General features: G+C 70.3%; 19 protein-coding genes and 1 pseudogene. 7 read left to right on the top strand and 13 right to left on the bottom strand.

The genetic code is table 11. The annotated features are described in order from the left end of the window. Positions 1-189 precede the first annotated feature (189 nt). Entirely contained in the window at positions 190-1,362 is a 1,173-nt protein-coding gene (locus BN1555_RS05700) for an amidase domain-containing protein (protein WP_255305894.1), read from the bottom strand. An 896-nt stretch (positions 1,363-2,258) separates the two neighbouring features. Between BN1555_RS05700 and BN1555_RS05710 the strand changes: the two genes are divergently transcribed. Then, positions 2,259-3,686, top strand: coding sequence for an IS1380 family transposase (locus BN1555_RS05710; protein ID WP_255305895.1), 1,428 nt, complete (start codon positions 2,259-2,261; stop codon positions 3,684-3,686). Positions 3,687-4,408: 722 nt separating this feature from the next. On the opposite strand, the gene BN1555_RS38845 is transcribed toward BN1555_RS05710, so the two are convergent. Next, on the bottom strand, positions 4,409-4,717 hold the full coding sequence (locus tag BN1555_RS38845) for a hypothetical protein (RefSeq protein WP_176709963.1): 309 nt from the start codon (positions 4,715-4,717) through the stop codon (positions 4,409-4,411). Positions 4,718-4,777: 60 nt separating this feature from the next. Here BN1555_RS38845 and BN1555_RS40140 point away from each other — a divergent pair. Next, positions 4,778-4,954: pseudogene (locus BN1555_RS40140) on the top strand (cation:proton antiporter); the annotation flags it as partial. 250 nt (positions 4,955-5,204) lie between these two features. Here BN1555_RS40140 and BN1555_RS05720 read toward each other — a convergent pair. The 3 genes from BN1555_RS05720 to BN1555_RS05730 form a co-directional block, all read right to left on the bottom strand. Further along, positions 5,205-5,609, bottom strand: coding sequence for a DUF7144 family membrane protein (locus tag BN1555_RS05720; RefSeq protein ID WP_093798366.1), 405 nt, complete (start codon positions 5,607-5,609; stop codon positions 5,205-5,207). Between the two features lie 360 nt (positions 5,610-5,969). Continuing rightward, on the bottom strand, positions 5,970-7,157 hold the full coding sequence (locus BN1555_RS05725; protein ID WP_093798367.1) for a zinc-dependent alcohol dehydrogenase: 1,188 nt from the start codon (positions 7,155-7,157) through the stop codon (positions 5,970-5,972). Beyond that, positions 7,154-7,627 carry a hypothetical protein gene (locus BN1555_RS05730; RefSeq protein ID WP_255305896.1) on the bottom strand — a complete coding sequence of 158 codons (474 nt, stop codon included), beginning with the start codon at positions 7,625-7,627 and terminating at the stop codon, positions 7,154-7,156. The genes BN1555_RS05725 and BN1555_RS05730 overlap by 4 nt, the downstream gene beginning before the upstream one ends. A 389-nt stretch (positions 7,628-8,016) precedes the next feature. Here BN1555_RS05730 and BN1555_RS05735 point away from each other — a divergent pair, with 389 nt between their 5' ends. Next, positions 8,017-9,210 carry a PP2C family protein-serine/threonine phosphatase gene (locus BN1555_RS05735; RefSeq protein WP_255305897.1) on the top strand — a complete coding sequence of 398 codons (1,194 nt, stop codon included), beginning with the start codon at positions 8,017-8,019 and terminating at the stop codon, positions 9,208-9,210. A gap of 98 nt (positions 9,211-9,308) precedes the next feature. On the opposite strand, the gene BN1555_RS05740 is transcribed toward BN1555_RS05735, so the two are convergent. Then, on the bottom strand, positions 9,309-10,022 hold the full coding sequence (locus BN1555_RS05740) for a GAF and ANTAR domain-containing protein (RefSeq protein WP_176709964.1): 714 nt from the start codon (positions 10,020-10,022) through the stop codon (positions 9,309-9,311). Between the two features lie 471 nt (positions 10,023-10,493). Between BN1555_RS05740 and BN1555_RS05745 the strand changes: the two genes are divergently transcribed. The 4 genes from BN1555_RS05745 to mmsB all read left to right on the top strand — a co-directional run bounded on the left by BN1555_RS05745 (position 10,494) and on the right by mmsB (position 16,110). Further along, positions 10,494-11,750: an FAD-binding protein gene (locus tag BN1555_RS05745; protein WP_093798371.1), complete on the top strand. Its 1,257-nt coding sequence runs from the start codon at positions 10,494-10,496 to the stop codon at positions 11,748-11,750. Positions 11,751-12,115: 365 nt separating this feature from the next. Further along, complete coding sequence (gene chvE / locus BN1555_RS05750; protein WP_093798372.1) at positions 12,116-13,213, top strand: multiple monosaccharide ABC transporter substrate-binding protein; 1,098 nt, start codon at positions 12,116-12,118, stop codon at positions 13,211-13,213. 107 nt (positions 13,214-13,320) lie between these two features. Beyond that, positions 13,321-14,868 carry a multiple monosaccharide ABC transporter ATP-binding protein gene (gene mmsA, locus BN1555_RS05755; protein ID WP_093798373.1) on the top strand — a complete coding sequence of 516 codons (1,548 nt, stop codon included), beginning with the start codon at positions 13,321-13,323 and terminating at the stop codon, positions 14,866-14,868. 3 nt (positions 14,869-14,871) lie between these two features. After that, positions 14,872-16,110 (top strand): multiple monosaccharide ABC transporter permease, encoded by a 1,239-nt coding sequence (gene mmsB / locus BN1555_RS05760; protein WP_093798374.1) that lies wholly within the window; start codon positions 14,872-14,874, stop codon positions 16,108-16,110. Between the two features lie 181 nt (positions 16,111-16,291). Here the strand turns inward: mmsB and BN1555_RS05765 are convergent, their stop codons facing one another. From BN1555_RS05765 to BN1555_RS40145, 7 genes are all read right to left on the bottom strand, one after another. Further along, positions 16,292-17,692: a family 43 glycosylhydrolase gene (locus tag BN1555_RS05765; RefSeq protein ID WP_255306366.1), complete on the bottom strand. Its 1,401-nt coding sequence runs from the start codon at positions 17,690-17,692 to the stop codon at positions 16,292-16,294. Between the two features lie 83 nt (positions 17,693-17,775). Further along, positions 17,776-19,224 carry a family 43 glycosylhydrolase gene (locus BN1555_RS05770; RefSeq protein ID WP_255306367.1) on the bottom strand — a complete coding sequence of 483 codons (1,449 nt, stop codon included), beginning with the start codon at positions 19,222-19,224 and terminating at the stop codon, positions 17,776-17,778. Between the two features lie 340 nt (positions 19,225-19,564). Next, positions 19,565-21,070: an L-arabinose isomerase gene (araA, locus tag BN1555_RS05775; RefSeq protein WP_093798376.1), complete on the bottom strand. Its 1,506-nt coding sequence runs from the start codon at positions 21,068-21,070 to the stop codon at positions 19,565-19,567. A gap of 11 nt (positions 21,071-21,081) precedes the next feature. After that, on the bottom strand, positions 21,082-21,753 hold the full coding sequence (locus BN1555_RS05780) for an L-ribulose-5-phosphate 4-epimerase (protein WP_093798377.1): 672 nt from the start codon (positions 21,751-21,753) through the stop codon (positions 21,082-21,084). Positions 21,754-21,756: 3 nt separating this feature from the next. Continuing rightward, a complete protein-coding gene (locus tag BN1555_RS05785) occupies positions 21,757-23,451 on the bottom strand; it encodes a ribulokinase (RefSeq protein WP_255305898.1) in 1,695 nt (564 codons plus the stop codon). A gap of 202 nt (positions 23,452-23,653) precedes the next feature. Then, positions 23,654-24,844 carry an aldose epimerase family protein gene (locus tag BN1555_RS05790; protein ID WP_093798379.1) on the bottom strand — a complete coding sequence of 397 codons (1,191 nt, stop codon included), beginning with the start codon at positions 24,842-24,844 and terminating at the stop codon, positions 23,654-23,656. Then, positions 24,841-24,966, bottom strand: a complete 126-nt coding sequence (locus BN1555_RS40145) for a hypothetical protein (protein ID WP_255305899.1) — start codon at positions 24,964-24,966, stop codon at positions 24,841-24,843. The genes BN1555_RS05790 and BN1555_RS40145 overlap by 4 nt, the downstream gene beginning before the upstream one ends. Positions 24,967-25,021: the final 55 nt, after the last annotated feature.

Raw genomic sequence — 25,021 nt, forward strand, 5'->3', positions numbered from 1 at the left:
GTGGGCTGAGGCGGATCCCGCCGTGTGGCCGCAAGCGGGCGTCGGCGGATGGGCTCGCGCTCGGACTTCCGCGTTCAAGGCCCGCCGCCGGCCGGGTGCGCCGGCTGTCCCGGCGGGCATGGAACGCGTGGGCCCGAGGACGTCGAGCTGTGCGCCCCGCCCCCCGGCGGCGGAGGGCGGGGCCGTTCGTCAGGTGCGGTAGGCGAAGTAGTTCGCTCTCGGGTAGGAAGCGACGATACTGGCCACCGACTTCCGGTAAGTGTTGGTGGAGTGGGCGGTCAGGTAGGGGGTGCCCCGACGGTCCCGGTACGAGACCATCATGGTGTGGTCCTTCGACCCGTCCCGGTTGAAGTCCATCTGGAGAACGTCACCGACACCCATCTCCCAGACGTTGGAGAGGTTGGTCGTCCGCTTGCTGGACAGGGCGAACCACGACCACTCGTTGACGCCCACGAAGGACAGGGTGTTGCCCAGCTTCGGGTCGCTCCACCACTTCCGGTAGTCGTCCCAGGAACCAGGGGCGTGCTTCCAGCCGCCCGCCTTCAGCGCCTGGCTGACGAAGTTGGTGCAGTCGCCGCCGGCACCAGCACTGTCGTACGAGGGGTAGGCGGGGTTGTACCTGCTCCAGTACTTCTCCGCGTACGCGCCCATCGCCGCGTAGTTGAGGCCGCTGCCGTTGCTGGTCGGCTTCGGAGCGGGCACCCGCGAGGGCCGCCTGGTGGACGCGGGAGCAGCCACCGGCAGCCCGTCGGCGGCGGCCGACTTGGCCTGCGGAGCCTTGAGCGGAGCGTTGACCGCGACAAGACCGGTGTCCGTCGGCCGTATGCCGGTCAGCGCCCACCTGCCGCCCGGGGTCCGGGTGAAGTCGACTTCGTGGTGCGCCTGGAACCCGGTGGTTGCCGGCTCGTTGCCACGAATTTTCTCGTACGTGAGCGTGGTGGTCTCGGTGACACGGACCGACGCCTTGCCGCCGCGCACCTCGATGTCGTTCACCTTGACCTTGGTGTCGGCCGCGGTGTACGCCTCGCCCAGTTCACGCAGCCGCTTCTTCCGGTCGCGCAGCGAGGCCTCGGTGTGGTCCTCCGACCGCACGAGGCCCGAGGACAAGTGCACGTCACGACTGGCGAGCGCCCCGGCCCGTCGGCGGTGCGGGGAGCCGTCCAAGAGGGCGGCCGTCCGCTCAGTCAGTACGGCATCCACAGCCCGCCCGAAGGAGTCGGTGGTAGGGCGGCCGGCGGTGCCGGAGCCGGCGGGAACGGCAGCCTCGTACCAAGAGGCACCCGCGGTGGCGGGCAGCACGACAGCTGCGGCGGCAACCGCCAATGTGGTGCCCACCATGGCCCTGAACGTCGTTTTTTTCACGAAGGTTCTCCCTTGTAACCCCGGCCCGACTCACGGAGCGCGGGAGACGAAATCTTCGCATGAAGTCATACGGTGTGAAGACTCTGTGCGTGTTGCGGAACTGCTACAAGGTGCCGCAGGGGGACGCCTTTTCGGCGGCGGGGAGGAGCAGGCAGACGGTCGACAGCCTCGAGGCTGAGCGTTGGGGTGCCCGGTCGGCACTCCAGCAGCGGCTCGCGTCCTGAGTGAGCTGGTGGCTGTCGTTGTCCTGGTACGGAGGGAATGGCTGAAGCCAGTTGCCGGGATGGCGAATCGGGGTCGGTGTTCGCTCGGGTGGCGGGCCGGTTCGGCCGGGCGGATCTGCGGTGACGGATGCGGATGCGGGACCATGTCCGGGTTCTGCTGGGACAGGCAGCCCGCAAGGGCGGCGGGCAGCTCGTTGGACCCGCGCGTACATTGCTGAACGGCTCGGCCCGGGCGGCGTGCTGATCACCGACGACACCGGGTTCGCGCCGAAAGCGGCAGACCGGACAACTTGCCCAGCCATGGGAAACACTTGGTGCGGGAAACGGAAGAAATCACACGGTTCCGCGCGTCCGCGAAAACGGGTCAGGAGGGGGACGCAATGCCGGCGCCTTTGATGGGCCTGCTCCTGCTTACCAGTGTGGCGGCTGTGCCGGCGTGCATCCTGTCGATCGTTCTCATGCTGAGGAACCCGCCCCGTTCGCCGTCTAGGATCTGTGCGGTTCTCGCCCTGATCTCCGGTTTGTCGGCCACGGCCGTGTACTGCTACGGCTGGCCCTGGATATTCAGCGGAATTCGGTGACCTGACGCCCCGATAGCAGAATGGTGCCGCTGACTTGCGAGGATGCGAGTGTCTACGTCGTATCCGCTGCAAGAATCAGGGCACCAATCTGGTGAGCAAGAGTACAGGGTGGGACCGTCGGCTGTCCGTGGTGGCTGACGGGAAGAGACTGATCGGGCATGCCGGTGCGGTGCTGCTGCGCCGGTGCGCGGACCGCACAGGGCTCACCGGGGCGCTGGCGAAGGAGTTGCCGTCCAGCACAGCGGCCGGCTGGCGGGAACGGGCGGGCGTGCTGGTGCACCTGGCCGTCGCGATCGCGCTCGGGGCGGTGAACCTGTCGGAGGCCGAACAACTCCAGCTTCATCACCGACCGTTGTTCGGGCCGTCGGCCTCGGACTCCACCGCTCGCCGCACCCTGGCCGCGCTCGACGAGACAGTCCTGGCGAAGATTGCGAAGGCACGAGCCCGGGTGCGCCGGCATGTGTGGAGTCTGCTGCATCTGCGGCCGGGCGGCTTCCCCTGGCTGACCGTGGCGGGCAAACGGCTGACCGGCTGGATCGTCATCGACATCGACGCCACCATCATCACCGCGGCATCGAAGAAGGCCGGGGCAGCGGTCACCTTCAAAAAGACATTCGGGTTTCATCCGCTGGCGGCGTGGTGCGCGAACACCACCGAGTCCCTGGCCATGTGCCTGCGCCCGGGGAATGCCGGAGCAAACACGGTGGCCGACCACATCACGGTGCTCACCGACGCCCTCGCCCAGATCCCCGGCTCCTCGGCCGCGAAGATCCTCGTCCGGGTGGACGGGGCGGGAGCCACCCACGGACTGCTGGAACACCTCGAAGCGTTGAACACCACACGGCGCACGGTCCGCTACACCGTCGGCTGGAAGATCACCGAAGACGACGAGAAGGCCATCGCCCGCCTGCCCGAGGCCGCCTGGGAGACCTCCGTGCACCAGGACGGCAGCCTCCAGGAGGGCTACTTCGTCGCCGAGTTGACCGGGCTGAACACACGCGAGGGCTGGCCGGAGGGCATGCGGCTGATCGTGCGGCGCGTCAGGCCCACCCGCCGGCACCTGAAGAAACTGACCGCCTTCGAGAAGAAGACCGGCTGGCGGTACTGCATCACCGCCACCAATATCCGGCGCATGTGGGGCATCGTAGGCTCGGGCCACAGCCAGTTCCTCGACGTGCTGCACCGCTCGCACGCCGGCGTCGAGGACCGGGTGCGCACCAACAAGGCGACGGGACTGGACAACTTGCCCTCCGCCTCCTGGGAAGTGAACCGCGGCTGGATGCTCGCCGCGAACCTCGCCAGTGATCTCGACGCCTGGGTGCGGCTGCTGGCCCTGCACGACGTCGAGGCTCTGGCCGACGCCGAGCCCAAGACCATGCGCTTCCGCTTCTACCACCTGCCCGCCCGCCTCGCCGACCACGCCCGACGCCGATGGCTGCGCATCGACGCGACCTGGCCCTGGGCAGAAGCGTTCACCACCTGCTGGCAGCGGCTCACCGCCCTCCCAGCTGTCACCTGACAGCCGGGCACTGCCGAGACAAAGACCAGGAAGGAGAAGACCGGCAGCACTCCGGGCCCGTGGAGCCCGGCGCACCCGCGGCGTCACGCGACGGCCCACCTCGAACGGCACGAGGACATTACGGGCGAACTGCCGAGCAGGTCAGCCACCGAATCCTGCTGACGAATCGAGGCTGGTTCTCCGTAACCCTGGGAGGACCATTCCCGGAGCTGTGCGAGGAAAGGAACCCGGCCGGCGTCCCATTGGCGAGCCTGAAGCAGGATTACTGGCCCCTTCGCAATGCCTGCGTCTATTCCGACGGCTCGACGGTGGAGCACGTTTCCGCGTCGGTCAACGGATTCGTCGACGTGCCGGCTGGCCTTGCCGTCGTTCTGACCTGTGCCGCCGCGTTCCTGTATTGGCGGGCACGACGCCTTCCCGAAGGGGCCTCCTGACCATCGAATTCTCGCGCCGCGCCATACTCGAGCACTCACCGGCGTCACTGCCGGAGCCGCACTGGTCTCCGGCGGAGGCGCATCGCCGGCTCCCGCCACCGCCGTCGCCGCGGACACCACGTGGCGCAAACCGGCCCCGGCGAACGGCGCCTTGGGCTGAGTCTTCCCGAGCTTTTGCGTCGGCGATCCACCGGCAGTAGCCGAAGCGGGAGACTTCCAGGGCCTGGCGTATCCGCTTGATGCCGAACGTCTCGGCGTGGGCGGGGACGAGGTCCCAGGCGGCGGTCTTCACTTCATCTCCCGGGCGGAACAGGCCGCCGCCCGCCGCGGGATCTCCCGCTCGAGTTGCCATTCCTTCTCCGCCTCGGCCGGCCGGGCGTTCTCCGCGCGCGGCCGGACCAGCTCGTCCATGGCGTCTCCCGGCACACCGGACGCGGCCGGACGGCCGCCGGCGGCACGCACCCGGGCCCTCAGCGTTTCGGGGCTGACGTTCGGATCGGCCGCGAGGTCCCTGGACGTCCGCCTGCCGGCCGAGGCCCGCCACAACGCGATCGCGTCGGACCAGAATTCCGGACCGTACTTCCGGGGCCGTGCCATACGGATCTACACCTTCCCGGACCGTCGAGATCCATTGTCAGGTGTGTCCACACCACGGGAGTCACCTCGATCACCACGATCGGCCTGGACGAAGACACCATCGGCACGGACGAGGCCGCGGCGCTCGTCGGTGCCGCCATGATCTCGGTGCTCGTCCTTCCGTTGATCGCGCTCCGCATCGGTGGGCGTTCCGCCGGCAGTGCGGAGCAACGACGCCCGAGCCACTCGGGTCCGTGAAGGCGGCGAGGCTGCCGGGGGGCGCCCTTGCCCGCCGCCCGGCCCCGCCCCGGGTTCTTCGTCCCGACGGAGCAACCCGGGTCATGGTCGAGCAGCCCGGCGAAGGCGCGCGGGGAGTCGAAGCGCGGCGGACAGGGCCAGTCCCGCACGCCCTCGGACGACACGAGCGCGCAGGTCCGCGGGTCCCTCGGCGAGAGCGTGCCCTGCGAGGGGAGGGGCAGCGGCGCACCGGCTCTCCTCGGCGGCCTTCTCAGGCGACCGAGCGGTCCGTCGCGAGGGCCCAGATCACGAAGACGCCGAGCGCGATGGCGATGATCGCCCAGACCGGCTGGTAGGGCAGCCACAGGAAGTCGGCGACGACACTCGGCGCTGCCATGCCGATGCCCAGGCCACGGGCCGCCGCGCCGCCCTTGAGAATGCCGAGACCTGTGAGGATCAGGACGGCGCCGATGACGAGGTGGATCCAGCCCCACGTCGTGAGGCCGAACTTGTAGACGTAGTCCCCGATCCGCTCGTAGATGTTGTCCTCGGCGATGCCCGCGATGCCGTTGAGCACGGTGAGGACTCCGTCGACGAGCAGCAGGACACCTGCGAACACGGTTCCGCCGCGCGCACACGCGCCGGAGCCGCCACGGTCCTCGTCCGCCTGCCGCATGCGTGTGGTTCCGGTCGCGCCGGGAGAGTTCGGATTGTCGGCCGTGGTTGCCTCCTCAGATCACCCGGACGGCCGGAGCCCGCGAGACGGTCAGGGCCGTTCGGGTGAGCCGTTGCGCCGTTGCGCCGTTGCGCCGGAGATTCTCGGCCGCGCGGTACGGAACGGCATCGCATTGACCACCATGTCCACGTCTGCGCGTACGCGAACACGGCCGTACACGCGCTCTCCGCCCGGCCGGGCCCGTACGCGTCCAGCCGCGCGAGGAACACTTGGAGCTTGTCGTCGTCCGGATCGCGGAGGGACACCCGTTCTGCCCCGCGGGCAGCGGGGCCGCCGCGATCGCGCTGCCCGCCCCGGCGGCTACGGCGCTCCTTGTGTGCCGGGGCGGATGACCGCCCGCACGCAGCCGTCCTTCTTGTGCTTGAACATGTCGTACGCCGTGGGGGCCTGGTCGAGCGACAGCGTGTGGGTCGCCAGATGCGAGGTCTGGATCTCTCCGGCCGCGATGCGCTCCAGGAGCATCGGGATGTAGCGCTGCCCGTGCTGCTGTGCGCCGCGTACGGTCAGGCCCTTGTTGATCACCGCCCCAAGGGGGAACTTGTCGACCGCGCCGGCGAAGACGCCCAGGATGAACACGGTGCCCGCCTTGCGGCAGGCGTGGATGGCCTGGCGTACGGCGGTGGGCCGGTCGGTCTGCAGGCGCAGCTGCTGTTTGGCCTGGTCGTACAGGTGCATGGGGCCGTCGCTGTGGGCTTCCATGCCCACGGCTTCGATGCAGACGTCCGGGCCGCGGCCGCCGGTGCGTTCGCGGAGTTCGGCGGCGACATCGGTGGAGGTGTAGTCGATGGTCTCGGAACCGATGTGCTTCCTGGTCATGGCGAGCCGCTCGGGGAGGCGGTCGATGGAGATGACGCGCTCGGCCCCGAGGAGGATCGCCGCCCTGGCCGCCATCTGTCCCACGGCGCCGCATCCCCATACGGCGACGACGTCGCCGGGCTTGACGCCGGCGAGGTCGGCTCCCATCCAGCCGGTGGGCACGGAGTCGGAGACGAACAGGGCGCTGGTGTCGTCGATCCCCTCGGGCACGGCGAAGGCCCCGTAGTCGGCGAAGGGGACGCGCACATATTCGGCGTGGCTGCCGCGCAGGCCGCCCATGGCGTGCGAGTAGCCGAAGATCCCGCCCGCCTCGTAGCCGAACATGGCCTGGCCGATCCCGGGGTTGGTGTTGGTGTTGTCGCACAGGGACCACAGGTCGTTGGCGCAGTACCAGCACCGTCCGCAGCCGACGAACGAGCAGACGACGACCCGGTCGCCCACCTTGTGGCGGCGTACTCCGGGGCCCGTCTCCACGACCTCACCGAGGAACTCGTGCCCGATGACGTCCCCGGCCCGCATCGCGGGGATGTACCCGCCGATCAGGTGCAGGTCGGAGCCACACGTCGTCCCGGCGATCAGGCGCACGATCATGTCCTGGTCGTTGCGGAGCTCCGGGTCCGGGACCCGCTCGACGGACAGCTTGTTCACGCCTTCCCAGCACAGCGCCTTCACAGCACTCCCTCCCCGCCCGAACGGCGGCTCAACAGCCCGACGACCTTGCCCGCAGGGGTGGTGTGCGTGGTGGGCGGGGCGTCCGGCCTCATGACCTCGCCCGCTTCCAGCAGAGCCTTGGCGTCCCGCAACGCGGTCCGGACCTCCTGACGCGGGTCCTTGCCCGTCAGCCTCGCGGGCACGGAAGTCACCCGGGCCGGGAGCGTTTCCTTCAGGCGTACCGCCAGCTCCGTGCCCCGGTCGCCGGGGGCGGGGAGGATCCTGGCCTCCAGCCTGTCGCCGAACCTGTCCAGGGGGGCGGGCAGTGCGCCGCCGGGTTGTACGTCTGCCGGCGAACGGTTGACCGTCACCGTGAGCCAGCGATCGCCGGCCCGGTCCCCGTACGCCCGTGGCGACCGGGCCCTGCGCAGGACGGAGACCCCGGCGGCCAATGCGGCGAGACCGAGCGCCACCCGATTCAAACGTCCCACGTCGCACCTCCGGTGTTACGGCGAAGCCCGAGTCACGGACCCGGGTGCCCCTGTGCCTCCGAAGGAAACAACCGATGCGAGGTTCCCGCGCCGGCCCGGCACCCGTACCGCCTGCCGCGCCCCGGAACGTGCCGGCCGGGGTCGGGGCCGCGGACCCGGCTCCCCGGCCGGCCGGCCCGCGGTACCGGCCGGCCGGTGCACAGGACACACAGTCGCGTGGCACGGGAACGGGCCGGTCGGCGGTCCCGCGGCGAGATCCGAGCCGTACGCTGAACGCAGACAGCCATCTCGGGCTCCTCGTTTCCGTCTGTCGCGCAGCAGGACGGCGACCCCCTCATCGTCGAGGCCGACGGGCGGACGCGGGCTGTCCCCGTCCGACGGGTCCTGCCATGACCACGCTCCATGATTCCGCGCGCATGCTCACCGCGCTGTTGCGCGCCAGTCATCTGGTCACCTTCGAGCAGCTGCCCGCCCTGGTGGACCGGCACGCCGCCGAAGCCGGCCTGCACCGGGCGCGCATCTTCGTGGCCGATCTGCGGGAAGAGGTGCTGCGCGAAGTCACCGGGGAGGGGATCGACGCGGGCCTCGGGGGGCAGGAGATGCGCATCGACGCCACCTTGCCCGGCCGGGTCTTCCAGGTCATGCAGGGCTTGTCCACCTCCGTCGGCGGCCGTCCGCAGCACTGGCTGCCGATTCTGGACGGCACCGAGCGGCTCGGCGTGCTCCGCGTCGAAACCGACGCCGAACCGGACGGGGCGGGCCACGACAGCATGCGGGACCTGGCATCGCTGCTGGGCCTGCTCCTGGTCTCCAAGCGCCACCACAGCGACTCCTACGCCCGCCTCACCCGTGTCAGCCCCCTGTCGGTCTCCGCCGAGATGCAGTGGACCCTGATGCCGCCGCGTACCTTCGCCAACGCGAGGGTGACCCTCGCCGGCGCCATGGAACCCGCCTACGCTACCGCGGGGGACGCCTTCGACTACGCCCTGGCCGGCGACACCGCCCACCTGGCCGTCTTCGACGCCATGGGCCACGACACCGCCGCCGGTCTCCTCGCCAACCTGGCCATGGCCACCTGCCGCAGCAAACGGCGACAGGGCGTCGGACTCGCCGAAGCCGCCCTGGCCATCGAAACGATGCTGGTCGAGCAGTTCACCCTCAACCGGTACGCCACCGGCATCCTGGCCGATCTCGATCTCGGTACCGGGCTGCTCACCTGGATCAACTGCGGGCACCACCCGCCCGTCCTCGTCCGCGGTGGTCGCTGGACCACCGCCCTGGACTGTGCCCCCTCCCACCCGCTGGGGACCGATCTCGGACTCCCCGTCGTCCCGTGCCGGGAGCAGCTGGAGCCCGGTGACCGGCTCCTGCTCTACACCGACGGCATCACCGATGCGCGTGACGCCCACGGCCACGAGTTCGGGCGTGAGCGCTTCGTCGACTTCATCATCCGCCGGCAGGCCGACGGCCTTCCCGTCCCCGAAACCCTGCGCCGCCTGGTCCGCGCCGTACTCGACCACCACGACGGCAGGCTCACCGACGACGCCACCGTTCTGCTCTGCGAATGGCACGGACCCGGGTGAAGCCACCGCTGTCCCTCTGGTGACCCTCCGGGCGCGGTCCCCCGCGGGTGGGCGCCGTGGCGCGACGGGACCCGGACCATGCAGCCGCGTTCCTGCGGCTACGGCGTGTGGGGCGGACGGCCCAGGATGTCGGCGGTGATGTCGGCCAGGGTCCGTCCGGTGCTGAAAGCGCGGGCCCGCAGGAGAGCCAGGGCGTCCTCGGGACCCACCCCCCGCCACGCGGCCACCATGCCGATGGCACGCCGCGTGTCGAACCAGTGGGCGCGGACGACGTCCACCGGTTCCCAGGCGGGCGCCTCCTTCCCCGTGATCAGCTGTTCTCGGGCCGGTACGAGGGCCGCCGCCACGGCGTCGGCCACCTGCGGCCCCTGCTTCACGGCGTCCTCGTCCAGGGCGTCGGGCCGAAGGCCGAGAACGTCCAACGCCCCCAGGACGTAGTCGCCGAAGTACACCGGGAAGGCGTACACGGCCCGGACCTCGGGGAGTTGTTCGCGCATGCTCGCCCCGAACAAGGGCCACGGGGTGGGCGCGCCGTGCAGGTCGTTCACCACCACGGGCTCACCGCCGGCCGCCGCGCTGATGCAGGGGCCCTCCAGAACGGTGAACTGGATCTCCTCCAGCAGCAGCGCGGTGGCGTTCGAGGCGCCCAGCAACTGCCGTGACGGTGTGTCGGTCAGCAGCGACAGCGTCGCCCCGTCCGCCCCGAGGCCCTCACACACCGCACTGCACAGGCGTCGCGGAAGCTCCTTCGGAGGGGCGCCCGCGCCGGCCTCCGTCACCAGCCATGCCGCCCCCGTCTCATCGGCCGTCATCCGACGCACCCTTTCGGCGACGGACGCCCGGCCGGGAAGGAGACGGCGGTTCGGGGCGTGTGCGGACGGTCCCGGCATCACCGGCGCGGGGACAGCGGAGCGCTGTGGTCATCGGGTCATGGTTCATGCATGTGGCGTACCCGGCAATCGCGGACCGGAACGCGAGCCGCGAGGAAGCGTGTTCCCCTCTGGGGACCACGGCACCAGCAGGCGCCCCAGAACCGGTGCGGGGGCCGGTGCCGCCCCGTCGGAGTCATTGACGGCCTTTTCCTGTTAGCGCTAACATCCAAGCGCCGGAAAGGGCCGCGCCCCGCCACTGGCCCAGTCTCCCCGGTGAGTGCACCGCCGCCGCTGTCCACCATGTACGCCCGGCTCGTCACCGAGGGCGGGGCACCGTACGGTCTCCGCTTCCCGGAAGCGCCGCACCCGGCGCACTCGGCACACCCGGCGACAACCACGAATGGACGGGCGATGAACGAAGCAGTGACCAACTGGGCAGGCAACATACGGTTCGGCGCACAGCGGTTCCACGTCCCCACCTCCGTCGAGGAGTTGCAGAAGCTGGTCGCCGGGAGCCCCTCCGTGCGCGCGCTGGGAACCGGTCACTCGTTCAACGCGATCGCGGACACCCGCGGCGACCTGGTGTCCACGTCCGGCCTGCCCAAGGTGATCGACGTCGACCGGCGGGCCGGGACCGTCACGGTGAGCTCCGGCCTGCGCTTCGGCGAGTTCACGGGAGCGCTGCACGAGGCGGGGTTCGCCCTGCACAACCTCGGGTCGCTCCCCCACATCTCGGTCGCCGGCGCCTGCGCCACGGGCACGCACGGCTCGGGGGTCCGCAACGGAAGCCTCGCCTCGGCCGTGCGCGCGCTCGACTACGTCTGCGCCACGGGCGATGTCGTGTCGCTGGCCCGCGGCGACGAGCATTTCGCCGGTTCGGTGGTCGCCCTGGGCTCCCTGGGAATCGTCACCCGGCTGACGCTCGACCTGGTGCCGGCCTTCGACATCCAGCAGTGGGTCTACGAGGGGCTGCCCCACGAGGCGCTGCGCCGGGGGTTCGACGAGGTGATGTCGGCGGCGTACAGCGTCAGCCTCTTCACCCGGTGGCAGGGCGACCGGATCGACCAGGTGTGGCTCAAGCGGCGGGTGGGCGCCGAGGGGCCGCGACCGGCGCCGGAGCAGTGGCTCGGGGCCGCGCTCTCCGACGGCGCCCGGCACCCCGTACCCGGAATGCCGCCGGAGTCGTGCACCCCGCAGTCGGGCGTCCCCGGCCCCTGGCAGGCCAGGCTTCCGCACTTCCGGCTCGAACACACCCCGAGCAGCGGCGACGAGCTGCAGTCGGAGTACTTCGTGGCACGCGAGGACGCCGCCGCCGCCTTCGACGCACTGCACCGGGTCCGGGAGCGGATCGCGCCGCACCTGCAGATCGGGGAGATACGCAGCGTCGCAGCCGACGACCTCTGGCTGAGCCCAGCCTGTCACCGCGATTCGGTGGCCTTCCACTTCACCTGGCTGCCCGACACGGCCGCCGCGACGACGGCCCTGCGCGTCGTCGAGGACGCGCTGTCACCCTTCGGCGCCCGGCCGCACTGGGGGAAGCTCTTCATCGCCGGCCCGGAGTCCGTGCGCGGGCTCTACGAGCACTACGACCGCTTCGGGCAACTGATGGCCACGTGCGATCCGACGGGGAAGTTCCGCAACGACCTCGTCCGGCGTTACTTCGCGTAGGAACACCTGCGGCCGACGGGTCTTGTAGCAGCGTCAGCGTTCCGCCACCTCCGAATGTTATCGCTAACACCGCCCCCGCCGCCCATGGCGCTCCCCCGCGGCGCTGCGATATGGAACGGTGATCTCAGGGGCCTTGACGTTGGTTCTGTTAGCGTTAACACTCTTGTAACGCCAGGTCGGAGGGATGACCGGAGCCAGCACGGGCGAGCCCGTCGGAGCAGCCGCCGGACCGGATGCAGCCAGCGGACCGAGCCCGTACGTACGGCCCCGCCCGCCTCCCGGCACAGCGCCCGGCCCGTTCCCGCTCGACAGACCCGAGGCCCCCGCCGAGGTCACGCCGATCACGGCATATCACTGGAGGAAAAGTGCGGAAGGTTTCGACAGGCCTCGCTGCGGCGGCTCTCACACTGACGCTGGCCGCCTGCGGCCAGAGCGCCAACGGCGTCGGCCCCTACGCGGACAAGGGCGACGACAAGGGCGGCCTCGTGGGCATCGCCATGCCCACCAAATCGTCGGAACGCTGGATCAACGACGGCAACAACATCGCCAAGCAGTTCCGGGCCAAGGGCTACAAGACGGACCTGCAGTACGGCGACAACGTCGTGGAGAACCAGGTCTCGCAGATCGAGAACATGATCACCAAGGGCGCCAAGCTGCTGGTGATCGGCGCGATCGACGGCTCCTCGCTCACCGACGTGCTCCAGAGGGCCGCCGACGCGAACATCGAGGTGATCTCCTACGACCGCCTGATCCACGGCACGGAGAACGTCGACTACTACGCGACCTTCGACAACTTCAAGGTCGGGGTCCTCCACGGTACGTACATCGTCGACCGGCTCGGCCTCAAGGACGGCAGGGGCCCGTTCAACCTCGAGGTGTTCGCCGGTTCCCCGGACGACAACAACGCCACCTTCTTCTTCAAGGGCGCGATGAGCGTCCTCAAGCCGTACATCGACGACAAGAAGCTGGTCGTCCGGAGCGGGCAGACCAAGTTCAACCAGGTGGCGACCCTGCGCTGGGACGGCGGTGTCGCGCAGTCCCGGATGGACAACCTGCTCAGCAAGGCCTACACGTCGGCCCGGGTCGACGCGGTGCTCTCCCCCTACGACGGCATTTCGATCGGCATCCTGTCGTCCCTCAAGGGCGTCGGCTACGGCGGTGCGGGAAAGCCGCTGCCGATCGTGACCGGCCAGGACGCCGAGCTGGCCTCGGTGAAGTCCATCATCGCCGGCGAGCAGACCCAGACCGTGTACAAGGACACCCGCGAACTGGCCCGGGTGGCCGTGCAGATGGGCGACGCCCTGCTCACCGGCGGCAAGCCCGAGGTGAACGACACCAAGCAGTACCACAACGGCGCCAAGGTCGTCCCGGCCTACCTGCTGCAGCCGGTCAGCGTGGACAAGGGCAACTACCGCAAGGTGCTGGTCGACTCCGGCCAGTACACCGCCGACCAGCTCAAGTAACCACGACCGGCCCGTTCAGGGCCGTAGAGCCGGTGGTACGGGCGGGGCGACAGGCCACGGCCGGCCGCCCCCGCCCGTACCTCCCCGAGTCGAACGGATGCACCACCATGGCCGGACCCCTCCTCGAGATGCGTTCGATCAGTAAGTCCTTCCCCGGTGTCAAAGCGCTCTCCGACGTCGAGCTGAGCGTGGCCCCCGGCGAGGTCCACGCCATCTGCGGTGAGAACGGCGCCGGCAAGTCCACCCTGATGAAGGTGGTCAGCGGCGTCTACCCGCACGGTTCCTACGAGGGCGAGATCCTCTTCGACGGCGAACCGTGCGCCTTCAAGGACATCCGGGCCAGCGAGCAGCGCGGCATCGTGATCATCCATCAGGAACTCGCCCTGATCCCCTACTTGTCCATCGCGGAGAACATCTTCCTGGGCAACGAGCACGCCACGCGCGGCCTCATCAGCTGGCAGCGGACGCTCACGCACGCGAAGGAACTCCTCGCACGCGTCGGCCTGCACGAGAACCCGCAGACCCGGATCGCCGACATCGGCGTGGGCAAGCAGCAGCTGGTCGAGATCGCCAAGGCCCTCGCCAAGGAGGTCAGGCTGCTGATCCTGGACGAGCCGACGGCCGCGCTGAACGACGAGGACAGCCGCAAGCTGCTCGATCTCATCCTGGAGCTCAAGGCCCAGGGCATCGCCTGCATCATCATCTCGCACAAGCTGAACGAGATAGCCCGGGTCGCCGACGCCGTCACCATCCTGCGCGACGGCCGGACCATCGAGACGATCGCGGTCGGCGCCGAGGGGATCTCCGAGGACCGGATCATCCGGGGCATGGTCGGGCGCGATCTGGAGCACCGCTACCCCGAGCGCACCCCCGACATCGGCGAGGTCGCCTTCGCCGTCGAGGACTGGACCGTACTCCACCCGATCGACCTGCACCGCAAGGTCGTCGACGGCGCGTCGGTCAACGTGCGGCGCGGTGAGATCGTGGGCATAGCCGGCCTGATGGGCGCCGGCCGCACCGAGCTCGCGATGAGCGTCTTCGGCCGCTCCTACGGTCGCCGCACCGGTGGCCGGGTGCTGATGGACGGCAAGGAGATCCGGACCCGCACGGTGCCGGAGGCCATCGGCAACGGCATCGCGTACGTCACCGAGGACCGCAAGCACCTCGGGCTCAACCTGATGGACGGCATCAGCCGCAACATCTCGCTGAGCGCCCTCGGCAAGGTCTCCCGGCGCGGCTGGGTGAACGAGCACGAGGAGACGAAGGTCGCGGAGAGGTTCCGCACCACGATGAACATCAAGGCACCCACGGTGTTCGCGGAGACCGGCAAGCTGAGCGGCGGCAACCAGCAGAAGGTCGTCCTCAGCAAGTGGATCTTCTCGGAGCCCGAGGTGCTGATCCTCGACGAGCCCACCCGGGGCATCGACATCGGCGCGAAGGCCGAGATCTACACGGTGATCGCCGACCTGGCCGCCCAGGGCAAGGCCGTGCTGGTCATCTCTTCGGAACTGCCGGAACTGCTCGGCATGTGCGACCGGATCTACACGATGGCCGAGGGCCGGATCACCGGCGAGGTCGACCGTGCGGACGCGACCCAGGAATCCCTCATGCGCCTCATGACCGTGAGCGCGGCAACCCAGAACGAGCAGGTGTAAGGCATGGCCCAGGTGAAGACAGAGAACATACCGGCGTCCGCCCCCGGCGCCGGGTCCTCCGGCAAGGGCGGCGTCGGCGCGCTGCTGCTGGAGACGCTGCGCGGCAACATCCGGCAGTACGGCATGCTGGTCGCGCTCGCGCTGATCGTGGTGCTCTTCCAGATCTGGACCGACGGCACCCTGCTCAAGCCGCTGAACATCACCAACCTCATCCAGCAGAACGGCTACATCCTCATCCTGGCCATCGGCATGATGATCGTCATCATCGCCGGGCACATCGACCTGTCGGTCGGCTCACTGGCCGCCTTCGTCGGCGCCGCATCGGCCGTGATGATGGTCAAGCACGACATGCCGTGGCCGCTCGCCCTGGTGATCGCGCTACTGATCGGCGCGGTGGCCGGTGCCTGGCAGGGGTTCTGGATCGCCTACGTCGGCATCCCCTCGTTCATCGTCACCCTGGCCGGCATGCTGCTGTTCCGCGGCGGCACCCAGATCCTGCTGCAGGGCCAGTCGGTGGCTCCCTTCCCCAAGGGCTTCCAGGAGATCAGCAGCGGCTTCCTGCCCGAGGTCGGCCCGTACACCGACTACCACAACCTGACCCTGCTGCTCGGTCTGTGCGTGCTGGTCGTGGCCGTCCTCCAGGAGATCCGCGGTCGCCGCCAGGCGGCTTCTTACGGTCTCGAACTGCTCCCCATGGGCTTCTTCCTGGCGAAGCTGGCGGCGATCGCCGCGGCCGTCGTGGCGTTCACCCTGCTGCTCGCGAGCTACCACGGCGTCCCGATCGTCCTGCTCATCCTCGGCGCGCTGCTCGTCGCCTTCGGTTACGTGATGCGCAACTCCGTCCTGGGCCGCCACACCTACGCGATCGGCGGCAACGAGCCGGCCGCCAGGCTGTCCGGCGTGAAGAGCAAGCGCATCGTCTTCCTGGCCTTCGTCAACATGGGCGTCCTGGCCGCGCTGGCCGGCATGGTCTTCGCGGCGCGGCTCAACGCGGGCACACCACAGGCCGGCATCAACTTCGAACTGGAGGCCATCGCGGCGGCCTTCATCGGCGGCGCCTCGGCCTCCGGAGGCGTCGGCACCGTACTGGGCGCGATCATCGGCGGTCTGGTGCTCGGCGTGCTGAACAACGGAATGTCGCTGGTCGGCATCGGCACCGACTACCAGCAGGTCATCAAGGGGCTGGTGCTCCTCGCGGCCGTCGGCTTCGACGTCTACAACAAGCGCAAGGCCGGTTCCTGATCCTCCGCCCGCCCTCCCGACTCCGCCCGGTCCCGGTGACCGGGCGGAGTCGTTCGTGTGTGCGGGGCCCGTCCGTACGGGACCGCACACGGGTCCGGCCGCGCCCCGGGTGACGGGCGCGGCCGGACGGAAGGGTCGGAGCACGGGGTCGGGGCCAGGTTCGGGACCGGATCAGTTCAGGTCACTGCTGGTGGAACGTGGCGTCCTGCCTGGCGAGCGTGGTGCCGGCGCTCTGCAGGTGGAGCAGGAAGTCGAAGTGCCGGATGTACTGGCCGGGGGCGGTGTACGCCTCGTAGGAGACGCCGGCCGCATCGGCCAGGCCGGGCCGCTGGTGGAAGCTGGCGCTGCCCTTGAAGGCGGTGGTGCCGTCGTTCTTCTCCACCCAGACCTCGCCGTTCCGGTGGCGCAGGTAGTAGCCGGGGAAGTTGGCGGACTCCAGCGAGACGGTGCCGCTGCCGGCGAGCCCGGTCACGGTGCGGAACTGCGAGTCGGCGAGGTTGGTGACGTCCGCCTCCAGCTTGCCGCGGTACTCCCAGTGCCGGATGTAGTGGTCGGGGAAGTTGGCGGAGGACAGGCGCCCGGGTGTGGCGCCGTCGGCGACCGGGATGCCGAAGTTGGGCGTGCCGTCGGCGTTCCAGTAGAGCTTCTGCACGCGGGTGCGGCGGTTGGGGTCGTTCAGCGGGTCACCGGTGATGTTCTTGTAGTTGCGGTCGTGGTAGACGAGGACGTCGCTCCTGCCGTCCTCCGACGTGGTGAAGGAGTTGTGGCCCGGACCGTACTGGCCGGTGGCGGCGTTGCTGGTGAAGACGGGGACCGGGCTCTTCTTCCAGGCGGCGGGGTCGAGCAGGTCCCCGGTGGCGGAGGCGGTGAGCAGGCCGAGGCAGTAGTTGCTGTCGGTCGCGGACGCCGAGTAGCTCATGAAGACCTTGCCGCCGCGCTGGATCACGGCCGGGCCCTCGTTGACCTTGTAGCCGGCGGTCTCCCAGCCGTACGTGGGCACGGTCAGGCGGACCGGGGTGCCGGTGATGGTCCAGGGGTTGGCCATCCTGGCGAGGTAGACGTTGGAGTTGGTGTCGATCGCCGGGTCCTTCTGCGCCCAGCTGAGGTAGCGGACGCCGTTCACCACGAAGGTGGTCGCGTCCAGCGCGAAGCTGTCCATCGGGGTGGCGATCCGGCCCTTCTCGGTCCAGCCGCCGGTCAGGGGGTTGGCCGCGGAGCTCTCCAGGGCGTACATCCGGATCTTCCAGACGTCGTCGGCCCGTCCGGCGGCGAAGTAGACGTACCACTTGCCGTCGATGAAGTGGATCTCCGGGGCCCAGATGTGCGCGCCCATGTCGCCGGTGGCGTGCTTGGTCCAGATCACCGTCTCGGGGGCGGTGGACAGGCCCTGGATGGTGGTGGCCCGGCGCAGGACGATGCGGTCGTACTCGGGGACGGTGGCGGTGAAGTAGTAGTAGCCGTCGGTGTGCCTGAAGATGTGCGGGTCGGCGCGCTGGTTCACCAGGGGGTTGGTGTACGAGACGGCGGGTGAGGCGGGCACGGCGGCATGGGCCGGTGCGGGCAGCAGCAGAGCGGCCAGCATCGCGGCGCCGGCGGCGAGGGCGCCGGAGAGCTTGCGGATTCTCATCGCGGTGTCTTTCTCCTGTGCGGGTGCGGGGGCGGGGGTCAGTTGGCCTTGAGCTGCCACTGCTGGCAGGGGTTCGCGAGCCAGGACCACTGGCGTACGTCGGCGCCGTCCGCCGTCGAGCAGTCGGCGACGTCCGCGACCTTGCCGCTGTTGGCGTTGACCAGGCGCACCCATCCGCCGGTGTCGCTGACCACCATCCGGAAGCGCTGGCAGGTGTTGTTCATCCACGACCACTGGCGCAGGTCTGCGCCGTCCGCGGTCGAGCAGTCGGCGACGTCCAGCGCCTTGCCGCTGGCGACGTTGACCAGGCGGCTGGTGTCGTCGGCCTGGTCCTCGATGCGCCACTTCTGGGCGGCGTGGCCGGTGCAGGTCCACTGGCGCACGTTCGCCCCGTCGGCCGGGGAGGCGTTCTCCAGGTCCAGGCACTTGCCGCTGCCGCGGTTCACCAGGGTGTACGACGTCGGTGTGGCCGTCTTCTCACCCGACGGGCCGGGGCGGGAGGTGCCCAGTGCCACCGGGGCGCCGAAGTTCGGCGAACCGTCCGCGTTCCAGGTGAACTTCTGGGCGCGGGTGGTACGGCCGTTGTCGCAGCCCTCGCTCGCCCGGTCGTTGGCGTGGTAGACGATCCAGTTCTCCGTGCCGTCGGGCGAGGTGAAGAAGCCGTTGTGGCCGGGCCCGTAGACGCCTGCCGCGTCGTTGCGCTGGAAGACCGGGGCGGCCTTCTTCGTCCACGACGAGGCGTTCAGCGGATCGGTGCCCGTCAGCTCCAGCTGACCGAGTTTGTAGTCCGCGGTGGTGCAGTAGCTCGCGGAGTAGACGATGAAGGTCTTGCCGTTGCGGTAGAGCGGTTCGGGGCCTTCGTTGACGGGGGCGCCCTGGCGCTCCCATGCGTGCGTCGGCGTCGAGAGGGTGCGCAGCGGGCCGCTGACGGTGTACGGGTTGCTCATCGGCGCGATGACCAGGTTCTGGGTGCCGTTGCCCATGGCGCTGCCGAGCAGGTACAGCTTTCCGCCGGCCCGCAGCACGCTGCCGTCGATCAGCCAGTTGTCGCTGGCCGGGTCGTACAGCCGGTTCTTGTAGCGGTACGGGCCGGTCGGGTCGGACCCGGTGCTCTCCAGTACGTGCGTGCGCTGGGTCTTGTTGTAGTCGGCGACGCCCTCCCCGGCCGTGTAGTAGAGGTACCAGCGGCCGTCGAAGAAGTGGATCTCGGGCGCCCAGATGTTGCAGCAGCGGGACGGCGTGGTGTCGGACCACACCTGCACGCTGGGCGCGTCGGCGAGGCCGGCCAGGGTGGGTGACTTGCGCATGGTGATCTCGGAGGTCCACGAGGTCGTCACCAGGTAGTAGTTGCCGTCGTAGTACTCCAGCCAGGGGTCGGCGCCCTTCTGTGACTTCACCGGGTTGGTGTACGCGGCGCCGGCGGCTGCCGTGGCGGGCGGGCTGACGGTGGTGCAGAGCAGGGCGAGGACGGCGATCGCGAGGGCGATCCAGGTACGGGGGCGAGTGCGGATGCGGGCGGGGATGGGAGTGGGGGTCACAACTGTCCCTTGGTGGTGGCGCACGGACGGGGCCGTGGGCAGGGGGTCGCGGAAGAGAGCGCTCACAACGCCTTGAGCAGATGGCGTACAACGGCGGCGCGCAAGGCTGCGTTCCTACCGTGTTGCGCGATTGTTAACGCTAACAGTCCGTCAGTCAAGGGTTTCGGCCAAAGCCGCCGCACCCCGGAAACGCCGCGGCGCCCGGACCGTGGGAACGGTCCGGGCGCCGCGGCGTGTGCGCGCCGTGGGCCTCTGTCGCGGCCGGGTGGCGACGGAGAGCCGGTTCAGGTCACAAGCCCTGTGCCATGCGGTAGTAGGCCTGGTTCCAGCGGATCTCCTGGGTGAACCGGCGGATCGTGGTGTCCGCGTCGATCACCAGCAGTTCGGTGCCGAGGATGTCCGCGAGGTCGCCCAGCTCCTCGGCGCCGACGGCGCTCGACAGCACGGTGTGGTGCGGGCCTCCGGCGGTCAGCCAGGCTTCGGTGGAGGTGCGCAGGTCGGGGCGCGGCTGCCACACCGCCCGGGCCACCGGCAGGTTCGGCAGCGGCTCGGCGGGCTCGACGACGTCGATCTCGTTGGCGACCAGGCGGAACCGGTCCCCCATGTCGGCGAGTCCGACCACCACGGCCGGGCCGGTGTGCGCGTCGAAGACGAGCCGGACCGGGTCCTCGCGCCCGCCGATGCCCAGCGGGTGGATCTCGCAGGACGGCACGCCCGCGGAGATGGTCGGGCAGACCTCCAGCATGTGGGCGCCGAGGATCAGCTCCCGGCCGGGCTCCAGGTGGTAGGTGTAGTCCTCCATGAAGGAGGTGCCCCCGGGCAGGCCGGCGGACATCACCTTGAGGGTGCGCAGCAGGACCGAGGTCTTCCAGTCGCCCTCGCCGCCGAAGCCGTAGCCGTCGGCCATCAGGCGCTGTACCGCGAGGCCCGGGAGCTGCCGCAGACCGCCGAGGTCCTCGAAGTTGGTGGTGAAGGCGCGGAAGCCGCCCTCGTCGAGGAATCCGCGCATCCCGAGTTCGATCCGCGCGGCGTAGCGCAGCGAGTCGTGGCGGTCCCCGCCGGCCCGCAGTTCGGGGGCGACCCCGTAGGCCTCCTCGTACTCCTTGACCAGTGCGGTGATGTCGGCATCGGCGACCGCGTCGACCACCTCGACCAGGTCGTTGACCCCGTAGGTGTTGACGGACACCCCGAAGCGGAGCTGCGCCTCGACCTTGTCGCCCTCGGTCACCGCGACATCGCGCATGTTGTCGCCGAAGCGGGCGAGCTTGAGGCCGCGCAGCTCGGCCCGGCCCGCGGCGGCCCTCGCCCAGGAGGCGATCCGGGCGGCCACGGACGGGTCGCTGACGTGTCCGGCGACCGTCTTGCGGGCGACGCCCAGGCGGGACTGGATGTACCCGAACTCACGGTCGCCGTGGGCGGCCTGGTTGAGGTTCATGAAGTCCATGTCGATGGACGACCACGGGAGCGCGACGTTGGCCTGGGTGTGGAGGTGGAGCAGGGGCTTGCGCAGCGCGTCGAGTCCGGCGATCCACATCTTGGCCGGGGAGAAGGTGTGCATCCAGGCGATCAGGCCGATGCAGGCGTCGTCGGAGTTCGCGTCCAGGCAGACGCGCCGGATCGCGTCGGCCTCGGTGAGGACGGGCTTCCAGACGATACGGACGGGAATGCCGGCGTCGGCGCCGAGCGCGTCGGCTATCTGCCGCGACTGCTCGGCCACCTGCCGCAGCGTGTCGTCGCCGTACAGGCTCTGGCTGCCCGTCAGGAACCAGATCTCGCGTCCCTCGAGTGACGTCATGGGAAAGCTCCTCACCGGGCAGCGCGCGGCTGGCCGTACACGTTCTGGTAGCGGTAGTTGAGGCGGTCGATGTCGTCCTGCGCGATCGGCAGCGGCTCGCCGAGCTGGCGGGAGATGTGGACGGTGCGCGCGACGTCCTCGCACATCACGGCGGCCTTGACGGCCGCCTTGGCGTCCTTGCCGATGGTGAAGACGCCGTGGCTCTTCATCAGGACGGCGGGCGACCGGTGGCCCCGCAGCGTCTCCACGATGCCGCGGCCGATGGAGTCGTCCCCGATCAGCGCGAAGGGCCCGACGGGGATCTCGGCGCCGAACTCGTCCGCCATGGCGGTCAGTACGCAGGGCACCGCCTCACCGCGCGCGGCCCAGGCGCAGGCATAGGTGGAGTGGGTGTGCACCACTCCGCCGACCTCGGGCATGTGGCGGTATACGTAGGCGTGGGCGGCGGTGTCGGAGGACGGCGAGTGGTCGCCCTCCACCACGTTTCCGTCCAGGTCGCAGAGAATCATGTTCTCCGGGGACAGCTCGTCGTACGCGACACCACTGGGCTTGATGACCAGGAGGTCCTCACCCGGGACGCGGGCCGAGACGTTGCCCGCCGTCCAGACGACGAGGTTGTAGCGGACCAGGTCCTGGTGCAGGTCGCTGACCTGGCGGCGCAGCAGATCGATGGGTGACGACATGGGTCAGACCTCGCTGTTGTGGGCGGTCAGGGCGTGGTTGCGGATGGCGCGGAGCCGGTGCATCTGCTGGTCGGGGCCGGTGCCGAAGTGGTCGTGCAGGAGCCGGTACTCGGCGTACAGCGCGTCGTAGGCGTCGGCCCGGGCCGGGTCCGGCCGGTACACCGCGCGGTCGATCCGGCCCATGGCCGAGGCGGCGGTGCGTACGTCCGGGTAGGCGCCGGCGGCGACCGCGGCGTGGATGGCGGAGCCGAGCGCCGGGCCCTGGGCGGACACGGCGAGCGAGACGGGGCGCCGCAGCACGTCGGCGTAGATCTGCATCAGCAGGGCGTTCTTCTTCAGCCCGCCGGTGACGACGAACTCGTGGACGGGGACGCCGCCCTGCTCCAGGGCGTCGACGATGGTGCGGGTGCCGAAGGCGGTGGCTTCGAGGAGCGCGCGGTAGATCTCCTCGGGGCGGGTCGCCAGGGTGAGGCCGACGACGACGCCGGAGAGGTGGTGGTCGACCAGGGTGGAGCGGTTGCCGTTCATCCAGTCGAGGGCGACCAGTCCGTGGCCTCCGACCGGCTGGTCGGCGATCTTGCGGGTGAGCAGCTGGTGGAGGTCCTCGCCGGCCGCCTCGGCCTCGGCCGCGTACGCGGCGGGAACGCCCTGCCCCAGCCACCAGGCGAAGATGTCGCCGACCGCGCTCTGCCCCGCCTCGTAGCCGTAGGCGCCCTCGACGATGCCGCCGTCGACGACTCCGCAGATGCCGGGGACGTCGGCGAGCGTGGCGCCGTTGACGACGTGACAGGTGGAGGTGCCCATGACGGCGAGGAGCCGGCCGTTCTCGACGGCCTGCGCGGCGGCGGCCGCCACGTGGGCGTCGACGTTGCCCGCCGCGACGGCGATGCCCTCCGGCAGACCGGTCCAGGCGGCGGCCCCGGCGGTCAGCGAGCCGGCCCGCGAGCCCAGGGGCGAGAGCGGGTGCTCCAGGCGGGTGCGGGCGAAGTCGGCGAAACCGGGGTGCAGCGCGCCGAGGTAGTCCTCGCTCGGGTAGTGGCCGTCCTGGTGGATGCCCTTGTAACCGGCGGTGCAGGTGTTGCGGGTCTCGACTCCGGTGAGCTGCCAGACGATCCAGTCGGCGGCCTCGATCCAGCGCTCGGTGGCGGCGTAGGCCGCCGGGTCCTCCTCCAGCACCTGGAGCGCCTTGGCGTACTGCCATTCGGCGGAGATCTTGCCGCCGTACCGGGAGATCCACTTCTCGGCCCGCTGGTGGGCGAGGTGGTTGATCCGGTCGGCCTGACCCTGGGCGGCGTGGTGCTTCCAGAGTTTGGGCCAGGCGTGCGGACGGTCGCCCAGCCCGCTCTCGGCGAGCGGGGTGCCGTCGCCGCGGACGGGCAGGACGGTGCAGGCGGTGAAGTCGGTGGCGATGCCGACGACGGCCGCCGGGTCGATGCCGGCGGCGACGACGGCGGCCGGGACCGCGGTGCGCAGCACCTCGCGCCAGTCCTCGGGGTGCTGGAGGGCCCAGTCCGGCGGCAGTTGGGCGCCGGTGGTGGGCAGTACGCGGTCGATGACGCCGTGGGGGTACTCGTGGACGGCCGAACCGAGCTCCTCACCGTCTCGCACGCGGACCACCACGGCCCGGCCGGACAGCGTGCCGAAGTCGACACCGACGACGTAGCTCTCCGGATCCCGGGTGGGAGGAGTCACGGTCACTTTCACTTCCTTCGTTACGAAGCCGGGGTGCCGGAGGCCGGCCGCTGGGTCGTCCGCGTCCCCGCGGAGCCCGGCGGCCGGCCACCTGTTCCGCGCCTCCCCCTGAGGTGCGGAACAGGTGCCGCCGACCGGGCGCAAGCCCGAGGCGTCGGCCGGGTCGGCGGAGTCGGTGGCCGCTCATGGAGCGGCGTCGAGGGCACGCTCAGTGATTGTTAACGCTAACAACCGTACTGTCAACAGGCTGCCCGGGCCCGCCGGACCGCGCCGGGGCGGTCCGGAGCGGGGAGCCGGAAGCGATCCGCTCGCGGTCGCGCTCCGGTCCGCCGTCCGTCGCCGCCTCGCAGGTGAAGCGCAGCACGGTGGTGGAGTGGTACACCTCCCCCGGCCGCAGCACCGCCGACGGGTACTCGGGGCGGTTGGGCGAGTCGGGGAAGTGCTGGGTCTCCAGGGCGACGCCGGCCCGCGCCGGGTAGCGGCTCCCGGACTTGCCGGCGAAGGACCCGTCGAAGTGGTTGCCGGTGTAGATCTGCAGACCGGGTTCGGTGGTGTGCACGTCCATCCGGCGGCCGGACGCGGGATCGCGGAGCACCGCGGCCCTGCGCGGCCCGGCGGCGTCGTCGCGCAGTACCCAGTTGTGATCGAATCCCCCGCCGCCGAGGCGCAGTTGGCGGTGGTCCTGGGCGAGGGCCTCACCGATGCGCCGGGGTGACGTGAGGTCGAAGGGCGTACCGCGGACACGCTCGGCGGGCCCCAGGGGGATCAGGTCCCCGTCGACGGGGAGGTAGTGGTCGGCGTCGCACTGGAGCAGGTGGCCGTCGACGGTGCCCGCGCCTTCTCCCGCGAGGTTGAAGTAGGCGTGGTTGGTGAGGTTGACGACGGTGGGCCGATCGGCGACGGCCGTGTACTCGATCGTCAGCGTGCCGTCCCTGTCCAGGAGGTAGCAGACCGTGGCGTCGACGGTGCCCGGGAAGCCCTGGTCGCCGTCCTGGCTGCGCAGCCGCAACCGCACTCCGGTGCGGTCCTCGCCCCCGGCGGACTGGGCGGACCACTTCCGCAGGTCGAAACCCTCGGGGCCGCCGTGCAGGCTGTGTCCGGTGGGGAGAGTGCGCAGTTGGTGGATCTCGCCGTCGAGCGGCAGGATCCCTCCGCCGATCCGGTTGCCGTAACGGCCCACGGTGGCGCCCAGATAGCGGGCCCGGCCGGACAGCTCGCCCGGATCGGCCGGGGCCAGGACGACGTCGGCGAGGACACCGTCGCGGTCGGGGACGTGCAGCGCGTGCAGGCGGGCCCCGACGGCGTACACCTCGGCACGGACCCCGCCGTCGAAGCCGAAGGCCCAGAGCTCGTCGCCGTGCGCGACGTCCGGCGTGCGTACGGCATAGGGCGCGCTCACCGGGCGGGCCCCGGCCTGCGGTACGCCTGTCCGGCCGGCCCGGGGTCCGGTGCTCCGCGGCGGGCCGCGGAACTCCGGTCGTGCGGTGCGGCGTTCAGTTCGGTGATCAGGTCGGTGATCACACGGGTCTCCTTTGCGGGATCGTGCCGGCCGGGCGCCCTGGGGCGCCCGGTGCGG

Origin of the sequence: Streptomyces sp. Wb2n-11, from assembly GCF_001049855.1 — a bacterium.
GTDB classification, from domain to species: Bacteria; Actinomycetota; Actinomycetes; order Streptomycetales; family Streptomycetaceae; genus Streptomyces; species Streptomyces altiplanensis.

What these genes read in the sequence shown, in the direction of transcription:
- BN1555_RS05735 (WP_255305897.1), top strand. Translation starts at nt 8,017, where the DNA reads ATGACCACGCTCCATGATTCCGCGCGCATGCTCACCGCGCTGTTGCGC.
- BN1555_RS05745 (WP_093798371.1), top strand. Translation starts at nt 10,494, where the DNA reads ATGAACGAAGCAGTGACCAACTGGGCAGGCAACATACGGTTCGGCGCA.
- BN1555_RS38845 (WP_176709963.1), bottom strand. Translation starts at nt 4,717, where the DNA reads ATGGCACGGCCCCGGAAGTACGGTCCGGAATTCTGGTCCGACGCGATC.
- BN1555_RS05765 (WP_255306366.1), bottom strand. Translation starts at nt 17,692, where the DNA reads ATGCTGGCCGCTCTGCTGCTGCCCGCACCGGCCCATGCCGCCGTGCCC.
- araA (WP_093798376.1), bottom strand. Translation starts at nt 21,070, where the DNA reads ATGACGTCACTCGAGGGACGCGAGATCTGGTTCCTGACGGGCAGCCAG.
- mmsA (WP_093798373.1), top strand. Translation starts at nt 13,321, where the DNA reads ATGGCCGGACCCCTCCTCGAGATGCGTTCGATCAGTAAGTCCTTCCCC.
- mmsB (WP_093798374.1), top strand. Translation starts at nt 14,872, where the DNA reads ATGGCCCAGGTGAAGACAGAGAACATACCGGCGTCCGCCCCCGGCGCC.
- BN1555_RS05720 (WP_093798366.1), bottom strand. Translation starts at nt 5,609, where the DNA reads ATGCGGCAGGCGGACGAGGACCGTGGCGGCTCCGGCGCGTGTGCGCGC.
- BN1555_RS05780 (WP_093798377.1), bottom strand. Translation starts at nt 21,753, where the DNA reads ATGTCGTCACCCATCGATCTGCTGCGCCGCCAGGTCAGCGACCTGCAC.
- BN1555_RS05740 (WP_176709964.1), bottom strand. Translation starts at nt 10,022, where the DNA reads ATGACGGCCGATGAGACGGGGGCGGCATGGCTGGTGACGGAGGCCGGC.